The organism is Amycolatopsis acidicola (genome assembly GCF_007713735.2).
GTDB classification, from domain to species: domain Bacteria; phylum Actinomycetota; class Actinomycetes; order Mycobacteriales; family Pseudonocardiaceae; genus Amycolatopsis_E; species Amycolatopsis_E acidicola.
This window is the reverse complement of record NZ_VMNW02000027.1, coordinates 62,474-78,402: the sequence shown is the minus strand read 5'-3', so window position 1 is coordinate 78,402 and position 15,929 is coordinate 62,474. Positions and strand designations below refer to the sequence as shown.

The 15,929-nt window shown below is 70.9% G+C and carries 16 protein-coding genes; 13 read left to right on the top strand and 3 right to left on the bottom strand.

Going from position 1 to position 15,929, the window contains the following annotated elements; translation table 11 throughout:
• Positions 1–77: 77 nt before the first annotated feature.
• The 9 genes from FPZ12_RS19535 to FPZ12_RS19495 all read left to right on the top strand — a co-directional run bounded on the left by FPZ12_RS19535 (position 78) and on the right by FPZ12_RS19495 (position 9,146).
• Complete coding sequence (locus FPZ12_RS19535; protein ID WP_166462826.1) at positions 78–1,019, top strand: ABC transporter ATP-binding protein; 942 nt, start codon at positions 78–80, stop codon at positions 1,017–1,019.
• Positions 1,016–1,741 (top strand): ABC transporter permease, encoded by a 726-nt coding sequence (locus tag FPZ12_RS19530; RefSeq protein ID WP_144746718.1) that lies wholly within the window; start codon positions 1,016–1,018, stop codon positions 1,739–1,741. The genes FPZ12_RS19535 and FPZ12_RS19530 overlap by 4 nt, the downstream gene beginning before the upstream one ends.
• An 11-nt stretch (positions 1,742–1,752) precedes the next feature.
• Positions 1,753–2,901 (top strand): sensor histidine kinase, encoded by a 1,149-nt coding sequence (locus tag FPZ12_RS19525; protein ID WP_243769918.1) that lies wholly within the window; start codon positions 1,753–1,755, stop codon positions 2,899–2,901.
• A complete protein-coding gene (locus FPZ12_RS19520) occupies positions 2,898–3,503 on the top strand; it encodes a response regulator transcription factor (protein WP_144746722.1) in 606 nt (201 codons plus the stop codon). Before FPZ12_RS19525 ends, FPZ12_RS19520 begins: the two co-directional genes overlap by 4 nt.
• A gap of 68 nt (positions 3,504–3,571) precedes the next feature.
• Positions 3,572–4,201 (top strand): YdcF family protein, encoded by a 630-nt coding sequence (locus FPZ12_RS19515; RefSeq protein WP_144746723.1) that lies wholly within the window; start codon positions 3,572–3,574, stop codon positions 4,199–4,201.
• 36 nt (positions 4,202–4,237) lie between these two features.
• Positions 4,238–5,494 carry a deoxyguanosinetriphosphate triphosphohydrolase gene (locus FPZ12_RS19510; RefSeq protein ID WP_144746725.1) on the top strand — a complete coding sequence of 419 codons (1,257 nt, stop codon included), beginning with the start codon at positions 4,238–4,240 and terminating at the stop codon, positions 5,492–5,494.
• Positions 5,495–5,513: 19 nt separating this feature from the next.
• Entirely contained in the window at positions 5,514–6,635 is a 1,122-nt protein-coding gene (locus tag FPZ12_RS19505; protein ID WP_144746727.1) for a serpin family protein, read from the top strand.
• A gap of 9 nt (positions 6,636–6,644) precedes the next feature.
• Positions 6,645–8,450 (top strand): YfhO family protein, encoded by a 1,806-nt coding sequence (locus FPZ12_RS19500; RefSeq protein WP_144746729.1) that lies wholly within the window; start codon positions 6,645–6,647, stop codon positions 8,448–8,450.
• 120 nt (positions 8,451–8,570) lie between these two features.
• The gene (locus tag FPZ12_RS19495) at positions 8,571–9,146 is read left to right on the top strand and encodes a carboxymuconolactone decarboxylase family protein (RefSeq protein ID WP_144746731.1); all 576 of its coding nucleotides are present in this window, start codon (positions 8,571–8,573) and stop codon (positions 9,144–9,146) included.
• On the opposite strand, the gene FPZ12_RS19490 is transcribed toward FPZ12_RS19495, so the two are convergent.
• Positions 9,100–10,038, bottom strand: coding sequence for a sigma-70 family RNA polymerase sigma factor (locus FPZ12_RS19490; protein WP_144746733.1), 939 nt, complete (start codon positions 10,036–10,038; stop codon positions 9,100–9,102). The two genes, FPZ12_RS19495 and FPZ12_RS19490, sit on opposite strands and share 47 nt — an antisense overlap.
• An 83-nt stretch (positions 10,039–10,121) precedes the next feature.
• On the opposite strand from FPZ12_RS19490, the gene dnaG reads away from it, so the two are divergent.
• The 3 genes from dnaG to FPZ12_RS19475 all read left to right on the top strand — a co-directional run bounded on the left by dnaG (position 10,122) and on the right by FPZ12_RS19475 (position 13,476).
• Positions 10,122–12,011 (top strand): DNA primase, encoded by a 1,890-nt coding sequence (gene dnaG, locus FPZ12_RS19485; RefSeq protein ID WP_144746735.1) that lies wholly within the window; start codon positions 10,122–10,124, stop codon positions 12,009–12,011.
• Between the two features lie 6 nt (positions 12,012–12,017).
• On the top strand, positions 12,018–12,521 hold the full coding sequence (locus tag FPZ12_RS19480; RefSeq protein WP_144746737.1) for a hypothetical protein: 504 nt from the start codon (positions 12,018–12,020) through the stop codon (positions 12,519–12,521).
• 202 nt (positions 12,522–12,723) lie between these two features.
• Positions 12,724–13,476 carry a trans-aconitate 2-methyltransferase gene (locus FPZ12_RS19475; protein ID WP_144746739.1) on the top strand — a complete coding sequence of 251 codons (753 nt, stop codon included), beginning with the start codon at positions 12,724–12,726 and terminating at the stop codon, positions 13,474–13,476.
• Here the strand turns inward: FPZ12_RS19475 and FPZ12_RS19470 are convergent.
• Together FPZ12_RS19470 and FPZ12_RS19465 are read right to left on the bottom strand one after the other, a co-directional pair.
• Positions 13,465–13,692: a hypothetical protein gene (locus FPZ12_RS19470; protein WP_144746741.1), complete on the bottom strand. Its 228-nt coding sequence runs from the start codon at positions 13,690–13,692 to the stop codon at positions 13,465–13,467. The two genes, FPZ12_RS19475 and FPZ12_RS19470, sit on opposite strands and share 12 nt — an antisense overlap.
• Positions 13,693–13,763: 71 nt before the next feature.
• The gene (locus tag FPZ12_RS19465) at positions 13,764–14,267 is read right to left on the bottom strand and encodes a GbsR/MarR family transcriptional regulator (RefSeq protein ID WP_243769917.1); all 504 of its coding nucleotides are present in this window, start codon (positions 14,265–14,267) and stop codon (positions 13,764–13,766) included.
• Between the two features lie 56 nt (positions 14,268–14,323).
• Here FPZ12_RS19465 and FPZ12_RS19460 point away from each other — a divergent pair, with 56 nt between their 5' ends.
• Complete coding sequence (locus FPZ12_RS19460) at positions 14,324–15,919, top strand: GMC family oxidoreductase (protein ID WP_243769916.1); 1,596 nt, start codon at positions 14,324–14,326, stop codon at positions 15,917–15,919.
• Positions 15,920–15,929 lie beyond the last annotated feature (10 nt).

Below are 15,929 nucleotides of genomic sequence, written 5' to 3'. Positions count from 1 at the left end.
CACCCCTGACACTTGTCACCCCCACGTCGTGACGCTCGGCCTGCGTCCCGGGGCCCGCCGCGCGCGAATCTGGGGTCATGAACGGAACTGGGACACGGATCCGCGGCGACGCCGCGGTGGCGGCCGGGGCCGCGGTGCGGCTGAGCGGCCTGCGCAAGCACTACGGCGAGGTGCGTGCCGTCGACGGCATCGACCTCACGATCGCCCCGGGTGAGGTGGTGGCGCTGCTCGGCCCGAACGGTGCAGGCAAGTCGACCACCGTAGACATGATTCTCGGCCTCACGAAGCCGGATTCCGGCGACGTGACCGTCTTCGGCTCGACGCCGCCGGACGCGATCAAGCGCGGCACGATCGGCGCGATGCTGCAGGGCGGGGCGCTGCTGGACGACGCGACGGTCGGCGAGATGGTCGGCATGGTCGCGTCGCTGCACCGCAGGCCGATGCCGGTGGCGGAAGCCTTGCGCCGCGCGGGAATCGAGGAACTGGCGAACCGCCGCGGCAACAAGCTTTCCGGCGGCCAGAAGCAGCGTGTCCGGTTCGCGGTGGCGCTCGTCAGCGATCCCGACCTGCTGCTGCTGGACGAGCCGACGGCCGCGATGGACGTCGGCAGCCGCCGCGAGTTCTGGCGGTCCATGCAGGCGTTCACGAACACCGGCCGCACCGTGCTGTTCGCCACGCACTACCTGGAGGAGGCGGAGGAGTTCGCCGACCGGGTCGTGTTGATGCGGCGCGGGAACGTCGTGGCCGACGGTTCGGTCGCGCAGGTCCGTGCGCTGGCTGGGGGACGCACGGTCCGGGCGGTCGTGCCCGGCGCGACGGACGAAATGATCGCGGGCCTGCCCGGGGTCACCGAGTTCCAGGTCCGCGGCGAGCAGGTCGCCGTCTCCAGCTTCGATTCCGACAAGACCCTCCGCGCCCTGCTGGCCGGGTTCCCCGGCGTGCACGACATCGAGATCGCCGCCGTCGGCCTCGAAGGCGCCTTCCTTTCCCTGACTTCCGACGAGGAGGAGACCCGATGAGTCTCAAGTTCCTGGCGCTGGAGATCCGCCGGGTGTTCCGCTCGCCCCGGTTCCTGATCTTCACCGTGGGCTTCCCGGTCCTGCTTTTCCTGTTGTACGTGGGCATTTTCGCCAAACAGCCGGACGAGAAGGCCGTGCTGATGGTGAGCATGACGTCGTTCGGGGCGATGGCCGCCGCGTTGTTCACCGGAACCAGGGTCGCGGTGGAACGAGCGGCGGGCTGGCAGCGTCAATTGAGACTGACCCCCTTGTCCGGCAGTGGTTACCTGACCGCGAAGGGCACGGTGGGGATGACCCTCGCGCTCGCGCCGGCGATCCTGGTCCCGCTCGTCGGCGTGGTCGCGGAGGGCGTTTCGCTGGACGCGGGCGGGTGGCTCCGGGCCACTCTCGGGGTGTGGCTCGGCGCCATCCCGTTCGCGTTGATCGGCCTGCTGATCGGGCAGATCGGCACCTCGGACTCGACCCAGCCGATCACCCAGCTGGTGATGCTGCCGATGGCGCTGCTGGGCGGGATCTTCATCCCGATCGACACGATGCCGGACTGGCTGCTGAAGATCGCGCACGTGCTGCCCAGCTACTGGATGGGCCAGATCGGCCGCGGCGCGGTGACCGCCGACCTGACCACCGGGCTCGGCCAGGACGTGCTCGTGCTGGGGATCTGGACCGTGGTGCTCGGAGCGCTGGTCGTCCGGCGCTACCGTAAGGATTCCGCGCGGGTGTGACGAGGAGAGACGTGTCGGATCGAGGTTCGGAGCGGCAGCGCTGGTGGGGCACCGCCGGCGCCGACCCGCGCCCGGGGTTGTTCGTCCGCTGGCCCATCGTCGGGACGCTGTTCCTGTTGCCGATCCTCATCCCGGCGGTGCAGGAGGTGACGCGGGGCGGCGCGGTCGGGGAGAGCGCGCTGGAACTGGTGCTCATCCTGCTGTACGGGCTTTGTTATCTGGCCTTCCCGTGGTTCGTGTTCCGCGGCCACGGCGTCCGGTTCAGGTTCGTGTTCTGCGCGGTCATGCTCGCGCTGGGCTGGCTGATCGTGGTGCTGCTGCAGGGCGATTCGATCTACGTGCTGATCTACGTGATGGCGGTGCTCGCGTTCGGGCTGCCGGCGCCGTTGGCGATGCTGCTCGGCGGTGGGTCGCTGCTCGCGGCCGCGCTGCTGATCGCGTCGGGGGCCGACACCTACGGCTCGTGGAGCGACCTCGGCACCGTGCTGGGCGTGAGCGCCGCGCTGTTCTTCATGGGCCGGCTGCTGTCGACGGTCCGCTCACTGCGGGAGGCGCAGGACGAGATCGCGACGATGGCGGTCAGCGCCGAACGTGCGCGGCTGGCGCGGGACCTGCACGACATCCTCGGGCACAGCCTCACCACGATCACGGTGAAGGCCGGCCTCGCCCGGCGCGTGCTGGAGACGGGCCACGACAACGAGCGCGCCATCGACGAAATCCGCGAAGTCGAAGGGCTCGCGCGCAGCGCGCTGACCGACGTGCGCGCGACGGTGTCGGAGTACCGCGAGGTGTCGCTGTCCGCGGAGCTGGTGGGGGCGCGGGCGGCGTTGCGGGCGGCGGAGATCGACGCGGACCTGCCGCACGCGGTGGACAACGTGCGGACGGACCTGCAGCAGGTTTTCGGTTACGTGCTGCGGGAAGCGGTGACCAACGTGCTGCGGCATTCCGGGGCAAGGCACGTGAAGGTGCGGTTGGGCCGGGCCTGGCTGGAGATCGAGGATGACGGGGTCGGCGCGCCGGAGGGCGCGAGGGGGAACGGGTTGCGCGGATTGTCGGAGCGGCTCGCCGAAGTCGGGGGCACGCTGCGCGTCGAGAACGCCGCGGGCGGTGGCCTGATGTTGCGCGCGGAGGTCCGGCCGGCGCTGGAGGTCGCGTCGTGATCCGGGTGCTGCTGGCCGACGACCAGGCGATGGTGCGGGGCGCGCTGGCGACGGTGCTGGGCCTGGAGCCCGACATCGAGGTGGTGGCGCAGGTGGGCTCCGGGGACGAGGTGCTGCCCGCCGCCAAGGGATCCACGCCGGACGTGGCGTTGCTCGACGTGCAGATGCCGGGCAAGGACGGGCTGACCGCGGCCGCCGAACTGCACGCGGCGCTGCCTGCCTGCCGGATCATCGTGTGCACCACGTTCGGCAGGCCGGGCTACCTCGCGAGGGCGATGGCCGCGGGCGCGTCGGGGTTCGTGGTGAAGGATTCGCCGCCGGAGCAACTGGTGGACGCGGTGCGGCGGGTCAGCAACGGGCTGCGCGTGGTGGATCCCGCGCTGGCGGCGGAATCGCTCGCGACGGGTCCGAGCCCGCTGACCGGGCGTGAGCACGAGGTGCTGCGCGCGGCGAGCGACGGCGGCACGGTCGCGGACATCGCGCGGCGGCTGCACCTGTCGGACGGCACGGTGCGCAACCATTTGTCCGCCGCCATCGGCAAAACCGGTGCCCGGACACGGGCCGAAGCCGTGCGTCTCGCCGAGGAGAACGGCTGGCTCTGAAGCGGGCCTTGGCCGCCTTCAGCGAGCGCCCCCGCGCAGCCGTGGCGGCCGTGCGAAAATAGCGCGTGATGGGGAAAGTCACCTGGGTCCGCCGATTCCTGTTCGGTGCCGTGCTGGTTCTCGCGCTCGTCATCGGGGGCACGGCGTTCCGCGTCTGGCAGGTCGCGCGGGGCGACGACCGCGACCAGGCCGACGTGATCGTGGTGCTCGGTGCCGCGCAGTACAACGGGAAACCGTCGCCGATCTTCCAGGCACGCCTGAAGCACGCGAAGCAGCTGTACGAGGACGGGGTGGCGAAGGTCATCGTCACCGCGGGCGGGAACAGGGCCGGCGACAACTACACCGAAGCCTCGGCGGGCGCGAGCTGGCTCGTCGAGCAGGGCGTGCCGCAGTCGGCGACGCTGGCCGTCGGCGAAGGCAATGACACCCTGGGCAGCCTGCGTGCGGTGGCCGACGAAGTGGCCGCGCACGGCTGGCACACCGCCGTGCTGGTCAGCGATCCCTGGCATTCGCTGCGGGCGCGCACGATGGCCGACGACTCCGGGCTCGACGCCTGGACCTCGCCCACGCACAGCGGCCCGATCGTGCAGACCCGCCAGACCCAGGCGATGTACATCTTCCGCGAGACCGGCGCATTGCTCTTCTACCGGATCACCCGTACCCCGGCCGACGACATCGGGAGCACCAGCGTCGGCTGAGCCGGTTTTGTCGGTCCCGCTGGTTAAAGTGGCCAGGTGAGCGGGTACGACGAGCACGACAGACAGCGGCGGCTGGCCGAGCAGCCCAAGAGCGCCGCGCTGCCGGGCTCCCGGGCGGACGGCCGCGGCGAGTTCGCCAGGGACAGGGCGCGCGTGCTGCATTCCGCCGCGCTGCGTCGTCTCGCGGGCAAGACGCAGGTGGTCGGTCCCGGCGAGGGCGCCGAGGTCACCGGTGTGCCGCGCACGAGGCTCACGCATTCGCTGGAGGTCGCGCAGATCGGCCGGGGCATCGCGGAGGAACTGGGCGCGGACCCGGATCTCGTGGACACCGCGGGCCTCGCGCACGACATCGGGCACCCGCCGTTCGGGCACAACGGTGAGCGCGCGCTGAACGACGTCGCGCGGGACTGCGGCGGGTTCGAGGGCAACGCGCAGACCCTGCGCATCCTCACCCGGCTCGAGCCCAAGATCCTTCCCGTGGGCCTGAACCTCACCCGCGCCTGTCTCGACGCCTCGACGAAGTACCCGTGGCCGCGGCAGCCCGGCGAGGTGAAGTTCGGCGTCTACGCGGACGACATGGCGATCTTCGAGTGGATGCGCGAAGGCGCGCCGCCGCGCCGCAGGTGCCTCGAAGCGCAGATCATGGATTGGGCGGACGACGTGGCCTATTCGGTGCACGACGTGGAGGACGGGGTGCTGGCCGGGCGCATCTCGCTGGCGGTGCTGGCGGCCCCGGCCGAGCGCGCCACGGTCGCCGAGCTGGCGGCGAAGCATTTCTCGTCGCAGTCCGTGTCGGCGTTGGAGAACGCGGCGGAGGAGTTGCTCAAGCTGCCCGCGGTGGCGGACGTGGCGAAGCCGGGGTTCGACGCGTCGTTCTCCGCGCAGGTCGCGCTGAAGCGGCTCACGAGCGAGCTGGTCGGGCGGTTCGCGTCGGCGGCCGTCACCGGCACGCGGCGCGCGCACGGCGAAGGACCGCTCACCCGGTACGCGGCGGAGCTGGAAGTGCCGCAGCAGGTCGGGGCGGAGGTCGCGCTGCTGAAGGCGCTGGCGCTGCGCTACGTGATGAGCGACCCGCGCCGCCGGGCCATGCAGGAGGGCCAGCGGCAGCTGCTGGCCGAGCTCGCCGAGCTGCTGGTGAAGCGGTCGCCGGACGCGCTCGACCTGATGTTCCACCCGGCGTGGGACGACGCGGCGGATGACGAGGCCCGGCTGCGCGTGGTGGTCGACCAGATCGCTTCGCTCACCGACGCGCAGGCTCACGCCTGGCACGCCTGGCACACCGGGCGGCACTGAAAACCGGTAGCGTCGCGGTGTGACCAAGCCCAAGCCGCGTGGTCCCGAGCGCGACCACCTCAGGTTCTGCTTCGCCCTGCACCGCGCCGTCAGCGGCAAGGGCGATTCCTGCTTTTCGCCGTACTCGGTGGCCAGCGCGCTCGGCCTGACCAGCCAGGCCGCCGCCGGCGAGACGGCACGGGAGCTGGTCGGCCTGCTGGCCGGCACGGACGCCGACGTGACCAAGCAGGCCGAGCTGCTGCGCGCCGCGGCCACGCTGGAGCAGCCCGCCCACCGCGAGCCGCCGGTGCTGGAGGTCTCGAACACGTTGTGGGCGGCGGAAGATCTCCCGCTGAACGAGGATTTCCTGGGGCAGCTCGCGGCGTGGCCGAACGGCGGGGTCAAGCCGGCGCCGTTCGGGACGGACCCCGACGGCGCCCGCCGCGCGATCAACGCCGACGTGGCGGAGACCACCCGCGATCTGATCCCGGAGCTGCTGCAGCCGGGCTCGGTGGGCGCGGACACGGTCGCGAGCCTGGTCAACGCGTTGTACCTGAAGGTCGCGTGGCTGCACCCGTTCTCCGAGCACAGCACGAAACCCGCGGATTTCCACAGCCCATCAGGCACCCGGCGGGTGCCGATGATGCACCTGTCGGAGCGGCTGTCCTACGCCGCGCACGACGGCTGGCAGCTGGTCGAGCTGCCCGGCGTGGGGGAGGCGAACGCGCTGGTCCTGTTGCCGGACAAGGATCTCGCCGACGCCGAGTCCACTTTGGACGAGGACGGGCTGGCGAAGCTGTTGTCCGTCAAGGCGCAGCGGCAGGTCCGGCTGTCGATGCCGAAGGTGGACCTGGAGATGCGCGCGGAGCTCAAGCCCGCGCTGGCCGGTCTCGGCGTGCGCTCGATGTTCCGGCCTGACGCGGATTTCACGCCGCTGACGCCGGACGAAAGGCTGTGCGTCGACGACGTCGTGCACCAGTCCGTGCTGCGCGTCGGCGAGCAGGGTTTCGAGGGCGCGGCGGCGACGGCGGTCACCATGCGGCTGGCGGCGATGATCGGCGGCGACCCCGTTGACCTGGTGCTGGACCGGCCTTTCCTGCTCCTCGTGCGGCACGCTCCGACCGGTGTGGTCTACTTTTTCGCCCGGGTTGTCGAACCGTGAGGTAGAGAGTTGACCGCGTTGCTGGAGGCCCCCGATACCGAGAAGGTGGTCGAGAAGCCTCGGCGCAGGTGGGACCGCGTCGACACGCTCGTCGTGCTGTGCTTCCTGCTCGCCGCCTTCGTGATCTACGCCGGGCAGTGGGTGAACCTGGGCAGCGGCTACCTGTACAACAGCGCCCAGGACCAGAACATGTGGGAGTGGTTCTTCCAGGTCACCGCGCACGCGGTGTTCACATGGCAGAACCCGCTCGGCTCGACGCTGCAGAACTACCCCGACGGCGTCAACCTGATGGCCAACACGGCCATGCTCGGCCTCGGTATCCCGCTCTCGCCGATCACGATGCTGTTCGGCCCGACCGTGACCTGGGCGATCGCGCTCACCGGCGGGCTCGCCTCCACCGCCGCCGGCTGGTACTGGGTGTTCTCGCGGCATCTCGTGAGCTCGCGGCTCGGCGCGGCGATCGGCGGGCTCTTCTGCGGGTTCGCGCCCGCGATGATCTCGCACGGCAACGCGCACCCGAACTTCGCCGTGCTGGTGCTGCTGCCGTTCATCGTGCTGCGGCTGGTGAAGCTGGCGCAGGGCGCGCGGCCGGTGCGGGACGGGATCTTCCTCGGGCTGCTGCTGGCCTACCAGATCTTCCTCGGCGAGGAACCGCTGCTGATCACGATGCTCGGCTTCGTGGTGTTCGCGATCGCCTACGCCGTGTCGCGCCCGCGTGAGGCGCTGAAGATGGCGCGGCCGATGGTGATCGGGCTGGCCGTGGGCGGCGTGCTCGCGCTCGCGATCACGATCTACCCGCTGTGGTACCAGTTCTTCGGCCCGCAGAGCTATCGCAGCCTGGAGCACGGTTCGGTCGGCAACGACACGGCCGCGTTCACCCGGTTCGCCACCGAGTCCGTCGCCGGGCAGGCCGACGCCGCCGCGGACGTGTCGATGAACCGCACCGAGGAGAACGCGTTCTTCGGCTGGCCGCTGGTCGTGTTCATGGTGGTGCTCACGATCTGGCTGTGGCGCAACGTCGTCGCCCGCTCGATCGCGATCTCGATGTTCGTGCTCGCCTGGCTTTCGCTCGGGCTGACGATCGTGGTCTCGCACTACGACACCGGGATCCCGGGGCCGTGGGCGCTGTTGATGAAGCTGCCGTTGTTCGAGTCGCTGCTGGAGTCGCGGCTGGCGATGGCGTGCATCCCGGCCGTGGGCGCGCTGCTCGCGATCGCGACGGACCGGATCTTCAAGGCCGCGCCTTCGTTCAAGGACAAGCAGCTGCCGTTGCGGTGGCTGTGGCTGGGCGTGCTCGTGGCCGTGCTGCTGCCGATCGCGCCCACCCCGCTGGAGACGATCACGCGCCCGGCCACGCCCGCGTTCTTTTCCGACGGCACGTGGCAGCGGTACGTCACGGCGGGTTCGGTGGTGACCGTGCCGCTGCCCAACACCGGCGACGCGCGGGCGCTGAACTGGCAGAACCGCGCCGGGTCCGGTTTCCCGCTCGCGGACGGGTACTTCGTGGGCCCGAACGGCCCCAACGACAAACGCGGCCGGTACGGCGCCGTGGAGCGGCCGACGGCGACGCTGCTGAACAACGTGCGCGAAGACGGCCAAGTCCCGCAGATCACGGACAAGCAGCGGCAGCAGCTGCTGACGGATCTGCGCTACTGGCACGCGGACGTGATGGTGCTGGCGCCGGTGACGAACCAGCAGGCGCTGCAGTCCACTGTGGAGCAACTGCTGCGCACCCCGGCGCGGTATGTCGACGGCGTGTGGGTGTGGGATGTCCGCGCGCTCGTCGCGTCGCAGGCGCCGGGCGTTTCTTCCTAGGGCTCGCCCTGCGCGATGCTCGTCGCGTGGGGCAGGTCACCCGGCTCCGCCGGCGGGCCTGTCACGAAACGGGAGCCCGTCCCGTCCCTGGAGTGATCGTGCACTCCGAGGAGGAAACCGATGCCCCGTATCCCAGTGGTGTCCACAAAGGACGCCGGCCCGCTGGCCCGGCTCGTCTACCGGATCGCCCGCCGCCGCTACGGCGCGGTGCCCGAACCGTTCGCCGTCTTCGCGAACCATCGCGGCCTGCTCTACAGCAGCGTGGTGCAGGAGCTCGCGGCGGAGAAGGCATCGCGGACGCTGCCCGCCGTCATCCGGGAGCTCGCGGTGTACCGCGTCTCGGTGCGGCTGGGCTGCACGTGGTGCATCGACTTCGGCACCATGCTGCAGAAGCACGAGGGCCTGGACGTCGAGCGCCTGCGCCACATCGACGACTACGCCACCTCGCCGCTGTTCGACCGGCGGGAACGGCTCGCCCTCGCCTACGCCGACGCCATGACCGCGACGCCGGTGACCGTCACCGACGAGCAGGTCGCCGGGCTGGAGCGCGAGTTCGGCCGCAAGGGGCTCGTCGAGCTGACCTTCCAGATCGCGCTGGAGAACCAGCGCGCCAGGGCCAACAGCGCGCTCGGCATCACCGACCAGGGCTTCACGTCCGGGGAGGCGTGCCGGGTTCCGCTCCCGGGACTCGGGTGAGCTTGTCCGGGTTCGCCAGGTCGTAGATCGCGGTGATCCGGCCGTCGCGGACGGTGAAGGTCTGCAGGTGCGCGTCGATCGCGCGCTTGCCGTCCTCGCCGCCGCCCGGCGGGATGAACATCCCGAGGTCGCCGTTGACCAGCATCGGGCGGCCCGCGCCGAGCGCGCCCGGCGAGTACATCTTGGTGAGCCCGATGAGGAAGCGGGCGACCTTGTCCGCGCCGAGGACGACCTGCGCCGCCGTCTTGGCCTTGCCGTTCGAGTCGCCGGTGAGCACCGCGTCGGGGTGCAGGATCGCGGTGACGCCCTGCAGGTCCCCGGCGAGCAGGGCCTTGAGGAACTTGTCGAGGATTTCCTGCTGCTCGGCGAGGCTCGCCCGCGGCGGCGGCTCGGCGTTCTTGAGCGCGCGGCGGCCGCGGGAGGCGTGCTGCCGCGCGGCCTCGACGGATTCGCCGAGGATTCCGGAGATTTCCGCGAAGGGCACGGAAAACGCGTCGTGCAGGACGAAGGCCACGCGCTGTTCGGGGTTGAGCTTGTCCAGCACCACCATCGCCGCCATGCGCAGGCCCTCGTCGCGGACCGCGACCTCCAGCGGGTCCTCGCTGGGTTTGCCGGACAGGGGCGTGACGATCGGCTCGGGTAGCCACTGGCCGACGTAGCGCTCCCGCTGGGCGGTGGCCGAGCGCAGCTTGTCCAGCCCGATGCGGCCGACGACCGTGGTCAGCCAGCCCTTGAGGTCGCGGATCTCGGCGCGTTTGGCCTCGCTGAGCCCGGACAGGCGCAGCCAGGCCTCCTGGACCGCGTCCTCCGCGTCGGACACCGAGCCGGTCAGCCGGTACCCGACGGAGACGAGGTGCGGGCGCAGCGCGGTGAAGTCTTCGGCCAGGGGCATGGCCAAGAAAATACCGCGACGCGAAGCGTTTCCGTTGAGGGCGGCGGCGGGAGAGGGGCCGGCAATGACATATCCTCGGGTGCGTGGCAGGTCGTATCCGGGAAAGTGACATCGCGGAGGTGCGAGAGCGCAACCGGATCGACGAGGTCGTGGGTGATTACGTCGCCTTGCGCAACGCCGGCGGTGGCGCGCTGAAGGGGCTGTGCCCGTTCCACGACGAGAAGACCCCGTCGTTCAACGTCCGGCCGACGCACGGCACCTTCCACTGCTTCGGCTGTGGCGAGGGCGGCGACGTCATCAAGTTCGTGATGAAGATCGATCACCTGCCGTTCGTCGAGGCCGTGGAGCGGCTGGCGGACCGCGTCGGGTTCCGGCTCACCTACGAGGGTGGCGGCGGCAGCGTTCAGCGTGATCGCGGCACGCGCACGCGGATGGTGGAGGCGCACAAGGCGGCCGCCGAGTTCTACACCGCGCAGCTGCAGTCGCCCGAGGCGCAGGCCGCCCGCGAGTACCTCAAGGAGCGCGGGTTCGACGAGGCGTCGTGGCGCACGTTCGGCTGCGGGTTCGCCCCTTCTGGCTGGGACAAGCTCACCAAGCACCTGCTCAACCGCGGGTTCGAGCTGACCGAACTGCTCAAGGCGCAGATCGTCCGGGAGGGTCAGCGTGGCCCGATGGACCGCTTCCACCGGCGGCTGGTGTGGCCGATCAAGGACCTCGGCGGGGACGTCGTGGGCTTCGGCGCGCGGCGGCTGTTCGACGACGACCGGATCCAGGCCAAGTACCTGAACACCAGCGAAAGCCCGATCTACAAGAAGTCGCAGGTGCTGTTCGGGCTGGATCTGGCGAAGCGCGAGATCGCCAAACGGCACCAGGTGGTCGTGGTCGAGGGCTACACCGACGTGATGGCCATGCACGCCGCCGGGGTGCCCACGGCCGTGGCCTCGTCGGGCACCGCGTTCGGCGAGGACCACATGAAGGTGCTGCGGCGCCTGCTGATGGACGACGACGCCTTCCGCGGCGAGGTGATCTTCACCTTCGACGGTGACGAGGCGGGGCAGAAGGCGGCCCTCAAGGCGTTCGAGGGGGACCAGACCTTCGCCGGGCAGACCTACATCGCGATCGCGCCGGACGGGATGGACCCGTGCGAGCTGCGGCTGGCGAAGGGCGACGCGGCGGTGCGGGACCTGGTGGCCCGGCGGATCCCACTGTTCGAGTTCGCCATCCGCAGCATGTTGCGCTCGTACGACCTCGACTCGGTCGACGGCCAGGTCGCCGCGTTGCAGCGCACCGTGCCGCTGGTGGCGCAGATCAAGGACAGGGCGAAGCGGGACGGGTACGCGACGAAGCTGGCCTGGTGGGTCGGCTGGCAGGACGCCGACATGGTGGTCCGCCGCGTGCGTGGGGCGTCGAACAGCAGCGCGCCGGTGAAGAACGGGCGTCGTCCGGCGGCCCCGCAGACCAACGGCTCGGGCCCCGACGTGCAGCGCCCGGCGCCCGGCGACCCGCGGCTGATGGCGCAGCGTGAGGTGCTCAAGGCCGCGCTGCAGGAGCCCGCGGTGGCCGGGCCGGAGTACGACGCGCTCCCGGAGGAGGCGTTCACGCATCCCGCGTATGTCGCGGTGCACCGCGCGGTGCAGAAGGCCGGTGGCGCGAGCTGCGGGCTGGCCGGGCCCGCGCTGATCGACGCGGCGAGCGAGCACACTCCACAAGGGACGGTGCGCACGCTGCTGTCCGAGTTGTCGGTGGAACCCTTGCGCGCCAAGGGAGAGGCCGACACCCGGTACATCGGCAGCATGATCGCGGCGGTGCAGGAGAACCTCGTCGGGCGGCAGATCGGCGAGATCAAGTCGCGGCTTCAGCGGTTGTCGCCGGTCGAGGCGCCGGAGGACTACCGGGCGCTGTTCGGGGATCTCGTGGCGCTGGAGGAGTACCGGAAGGCCTTGCGGGGCCAGGCGATCGGCGGATGGGACTGAGGCTCGATGGGGTTGCTGGCCCGGTTGTTCGGTGATCGGCTCCCGGAGGGGTTCCCGGGTTCGCTGGCGCCCGCGGAGAACGCGCTCGCGGTGGCCGAAGTGGCTTACGGCGGGCATCTCGTGGTGACGGAGCTGGGGCTGTGGCTGCCGGAGGGGCGGCGGGTCGGCTGGCATTTGGTGAGCAAAGCCGTGTGGGGGCAAGGAATCCTGACGCTCGTCGAGGCGGAGGAGACCGGTGCGGCCGGGGAGGCGGTGCTGCTGGCGGACCGCGAGGCGGTGCGCTTCGCCCTGCCGCGGCCCGGCAAGGTGCCGGTGATGGTGCGGCAGCGGGTGGACAGCTCCATCCGCGGGCGGCATCGGCACGAGGTGGCCGGTGGGGGCGGAATCTGGTTCGTGCAACGGAAACTCCCCGGGCGGGACGGCAGCGTGCTGCAGGCGCGGCCCGATCCGGGCGTGGATCCGGACGTGGTCTCCGCCATCGCCCGCGAGGCGGCGGAGGAACTCAGGTGAGCCGGGGGTGTGCCCGTTCCCGGGCGGCGGTTGGCAGCTTGGCGGGGGGTTTTGCGGGGCCTGTTCCGCGTGAGCGCCGCTGACATCCCGGCCACCACCGGCAGATCCGGCGTTCCCGGCGCGAGGCTGGCGCGGGTGAGCCGTGGATCGGCGTGAGTCGCGGCCGTTGCCCTGTCTCCACCCCTAGCAGTACGCTCGTACTGTGTGGGACCCGGCGAAGTATCTCGACTACGCGGACCTGCGGGGACGCCCCTTCTACGACCTGATCGGCCGCATCGGCGCGGAGGCGCCGCGGCGGGTGGTGGACCTGGGCTGCGGACCCGGAAACCTCACCGCCGCGCTCGGTGAACGCTGGCCCGGCGCCCGGATCGAGGCCGCGGACAGTTCGCCGGAGATGGTGGCCGCCGCGAGGGCGGCCGGGGTCGACGCACGCCTGCTCGACGTGCACGACTGGACGCCCGAGCCGGACACCGACGTCGTGGTGACCAACGCCGTGCTGCAGTGGGTGCCCGACCACCGCGAACTGTTGCGCCGGTGGGTGCGCCGGCTTCCGCCGGGCGCGTGGCTCGCGATGCAGGTGCCGGGCAACTTCGACGCGCCGTCGCACGTCCTCACGCGCCGGCTGGCCGCCGAGCTCGCTCCCGAAGTGGAGCTGCGCGGCGAGGACGCCGTGGGCGAACCCCTGGAGTACGCCGAGCTGCTGGCGAACGAGGGCTGCGTGGTGGACGCGTGGGAGACCACGTACGCCCAGCGCCTTTCCGGAGAGAACGCCGTGCTGGAATGGATTTCCGGCACCGCCCTGCGTCCGGTCCGGGCGGCGCTGCCCGAGCCGGACTGGCAGAGCTTCCGTGCCGCGTTGGCGAAACGGCTGGACGAGGCCTATCCGCCCCGCCCCGACGGCACCACCTGGTTCCCGTTCCGCCGGATCTTCGTGGTGGCCCGGTCAGGCGTTTGACCCCGCGGGCTCGCTGAGCCGCTGGCCGTTGCGCCCGAACGGAATCTTGCCGCCCACCTTCTCACCGACCTTCGCGCGCACCACCCCGGCGGCACCTTGCACCATCGGATGGTCGGCGACGGTCCGGTAGGTGCGCACGATCTGTTCGTACCGCGCCCGGCCCGCCCGCGCGCCGAGCACATACCCGACAGCCGCCCCGAGCAGGAAAACCTTCATGCCTTTCGCCTCCACTCCTCGTTCGGCCCGTCCCGCCATTGTCCATCAGGACGCGCCGGGGCGTCGGGCCGTCAGGAACGGCCGGGCCCGTCGGCCTCCCACTGGCGGGTGTATTCGGCGAGCAGGCCTTCGAGTTCGCGCACCATGAAGCGGTAGTAGGCCCGCATCTGCCGCAAACGCTTGCGCTGCGTGCCGGGCAGCCTGTCCGCGCGCGCGTAGCCGTTCTCGGCGAGCGTGAGCAGCTGCGTGGTCGCGTCGAGCTGGTGGCGAAGACAGCCGATCCACGCGTCGTCCCGCCAGCGGAACACGAACTGCCTGCTGCCTGCCGGTTTGTACCGCTCGACGGTGCCGTTGACCATGAGCAGCCGGGTGGTTTCCGACACCGAGCCCTTGCTCGCGCCGAGCGCTTCCTGCAGTTCGGCGAGCGTCATCGGCGCTTCGCTGAGCATCAGCACCGCGCCGGCGCGGCCCGCCATCGGCGGCCAGCCCATCGCGCGGCCGATGTGCACGCCGAAATCCTCGATCAGGCTGTCCTCGACCGCGGAACCCGCTTCGTCGGCCGGTCGGGCCATCATCACCTCACGTTCGATCAGAAAAAAATGAAAATTCACTCTTGACTGAACATTGACTCGTGCAGCATCGTACCGGCAATGCGGTGGCGCGGGCCACAGGGCGGGCGCACTCGGTCGGAGAGGTGAACATGGTCAACGGAGGCTGGGACCTCATCGTGGTCGGCGCGGGATCTTCGGGAGCCGCGCTCGCGACCCGGTCCGCGCGGCTCGGGAAGCGCGTCCTGCTGCTCGAAGCCGGGACGGACTACCGCTCGGCGCAGATGCACGAAGCGTGGCGCTCACCGAACCCGATCGTCGCGCTGCTCGACCCGACGGCGGTCACCGGCGTGGTCTGGGAAGGCGTCGACTCCGCGCGGACGGAAAAACAGCGGCAGGCGCCGTACTGGCGGGGCAAGGGCCCGGGCGGCAGCTCCTCGATCAACGGCCAGATCGCGATCCGCCCGCCGATGGCCGACTACGAGGACTGGGCGATCCCCGGCTGGGCGCCGGAGGACGTGCTGCCGTACTTCGCGAAGCTCGAGGACGACGAGGAGTTCGGCGACGAGCCGTACCACGGCCGGGGCGGGCCGACGCCGATCTTCCGGATGCCGCGGGAGAACTGGGGCGGTGTCGACAAGGCGCTCGCCAGTGCCGCGCTGGCCGCCGGCTATGAGTGGGCGCCCGACGTCAACGCGCCGGACGCCACCGGGGTTTCGCCGTATCCGATCAACTCCCGTGCCGGGCGGCGGGTTTCGGTCAACGACGCCTACCTGGAGCCGAACCGCGAACTGTCCACTTTGGTCATCCGCGGCGACGCGCTGGTGGACAAGGTGCTCTTCGAAGGTGACCGCGCCACCGGGGTGAGCATCGTCTCCGGTGGCGCGGTCACCACCGAGTACGCCGATACGGTGGTGCTCTCCGCCGGCGTGATCCACTCGCCCGCGATCCTGCTGCGGTCCGGGATCGGGCCCGCCGCCGAGCTGCGCGTGCTCGGCATCGACGTCCGCGCCGACCTGCCGGTGGGCCGCGGGATGCAGGACCACGGGATGGCGTTGCTGTCGCTGCCGTTGACCGTGGCCGCCGCCATCAAGTCCCCGCACGACCGGCACACCAACGTCTGCGTCCGGTTCTCCTCCGGCGAGGTTCCGGGCGACCTGATGTTCGTGTCCAACAACCAGAACGTGCTGGCCATGGCGAACGCGGACACCGGCGCGGGCGCGGGTGCGTACGGGGTTTGGCTCAACCACAGCCATTCCCGTGGCGAACTCACGCTCACTTCCGCGGACCCGACGGCGCAACCCCTGGTGCGCGAACGGATGCTGTCCGACGAGCGTGATCTGGCGCGGCTGCGGATCGGTGTGCGCGCGATGGTCGAGCTCGGCCGGAGCGCCGAGACCGCCGAGTTCGTCGACGGGTCGATCGAGCGCGAGAACGAGGCGTTGTTCGCCGTGCTGGACGACGACGCGAAGCTCGACGACTACCTGCTCCAGACCATTGTGGACGCTCAGCACGGCACCAGCACCTGCCGCATGGGCGAGGTCGTCGACCCGTCCTGCCAGGTGCTCGGGACGGAGGGGCTGCGCGTGGTCGACGCGTCGATCTTCCCCTCCGTGCCCAGGGCCAACACCAATCTCGCAGCGATCATGACCGGCGAGCTCATGGCCGACCGGATCTGAAGGAGCACGG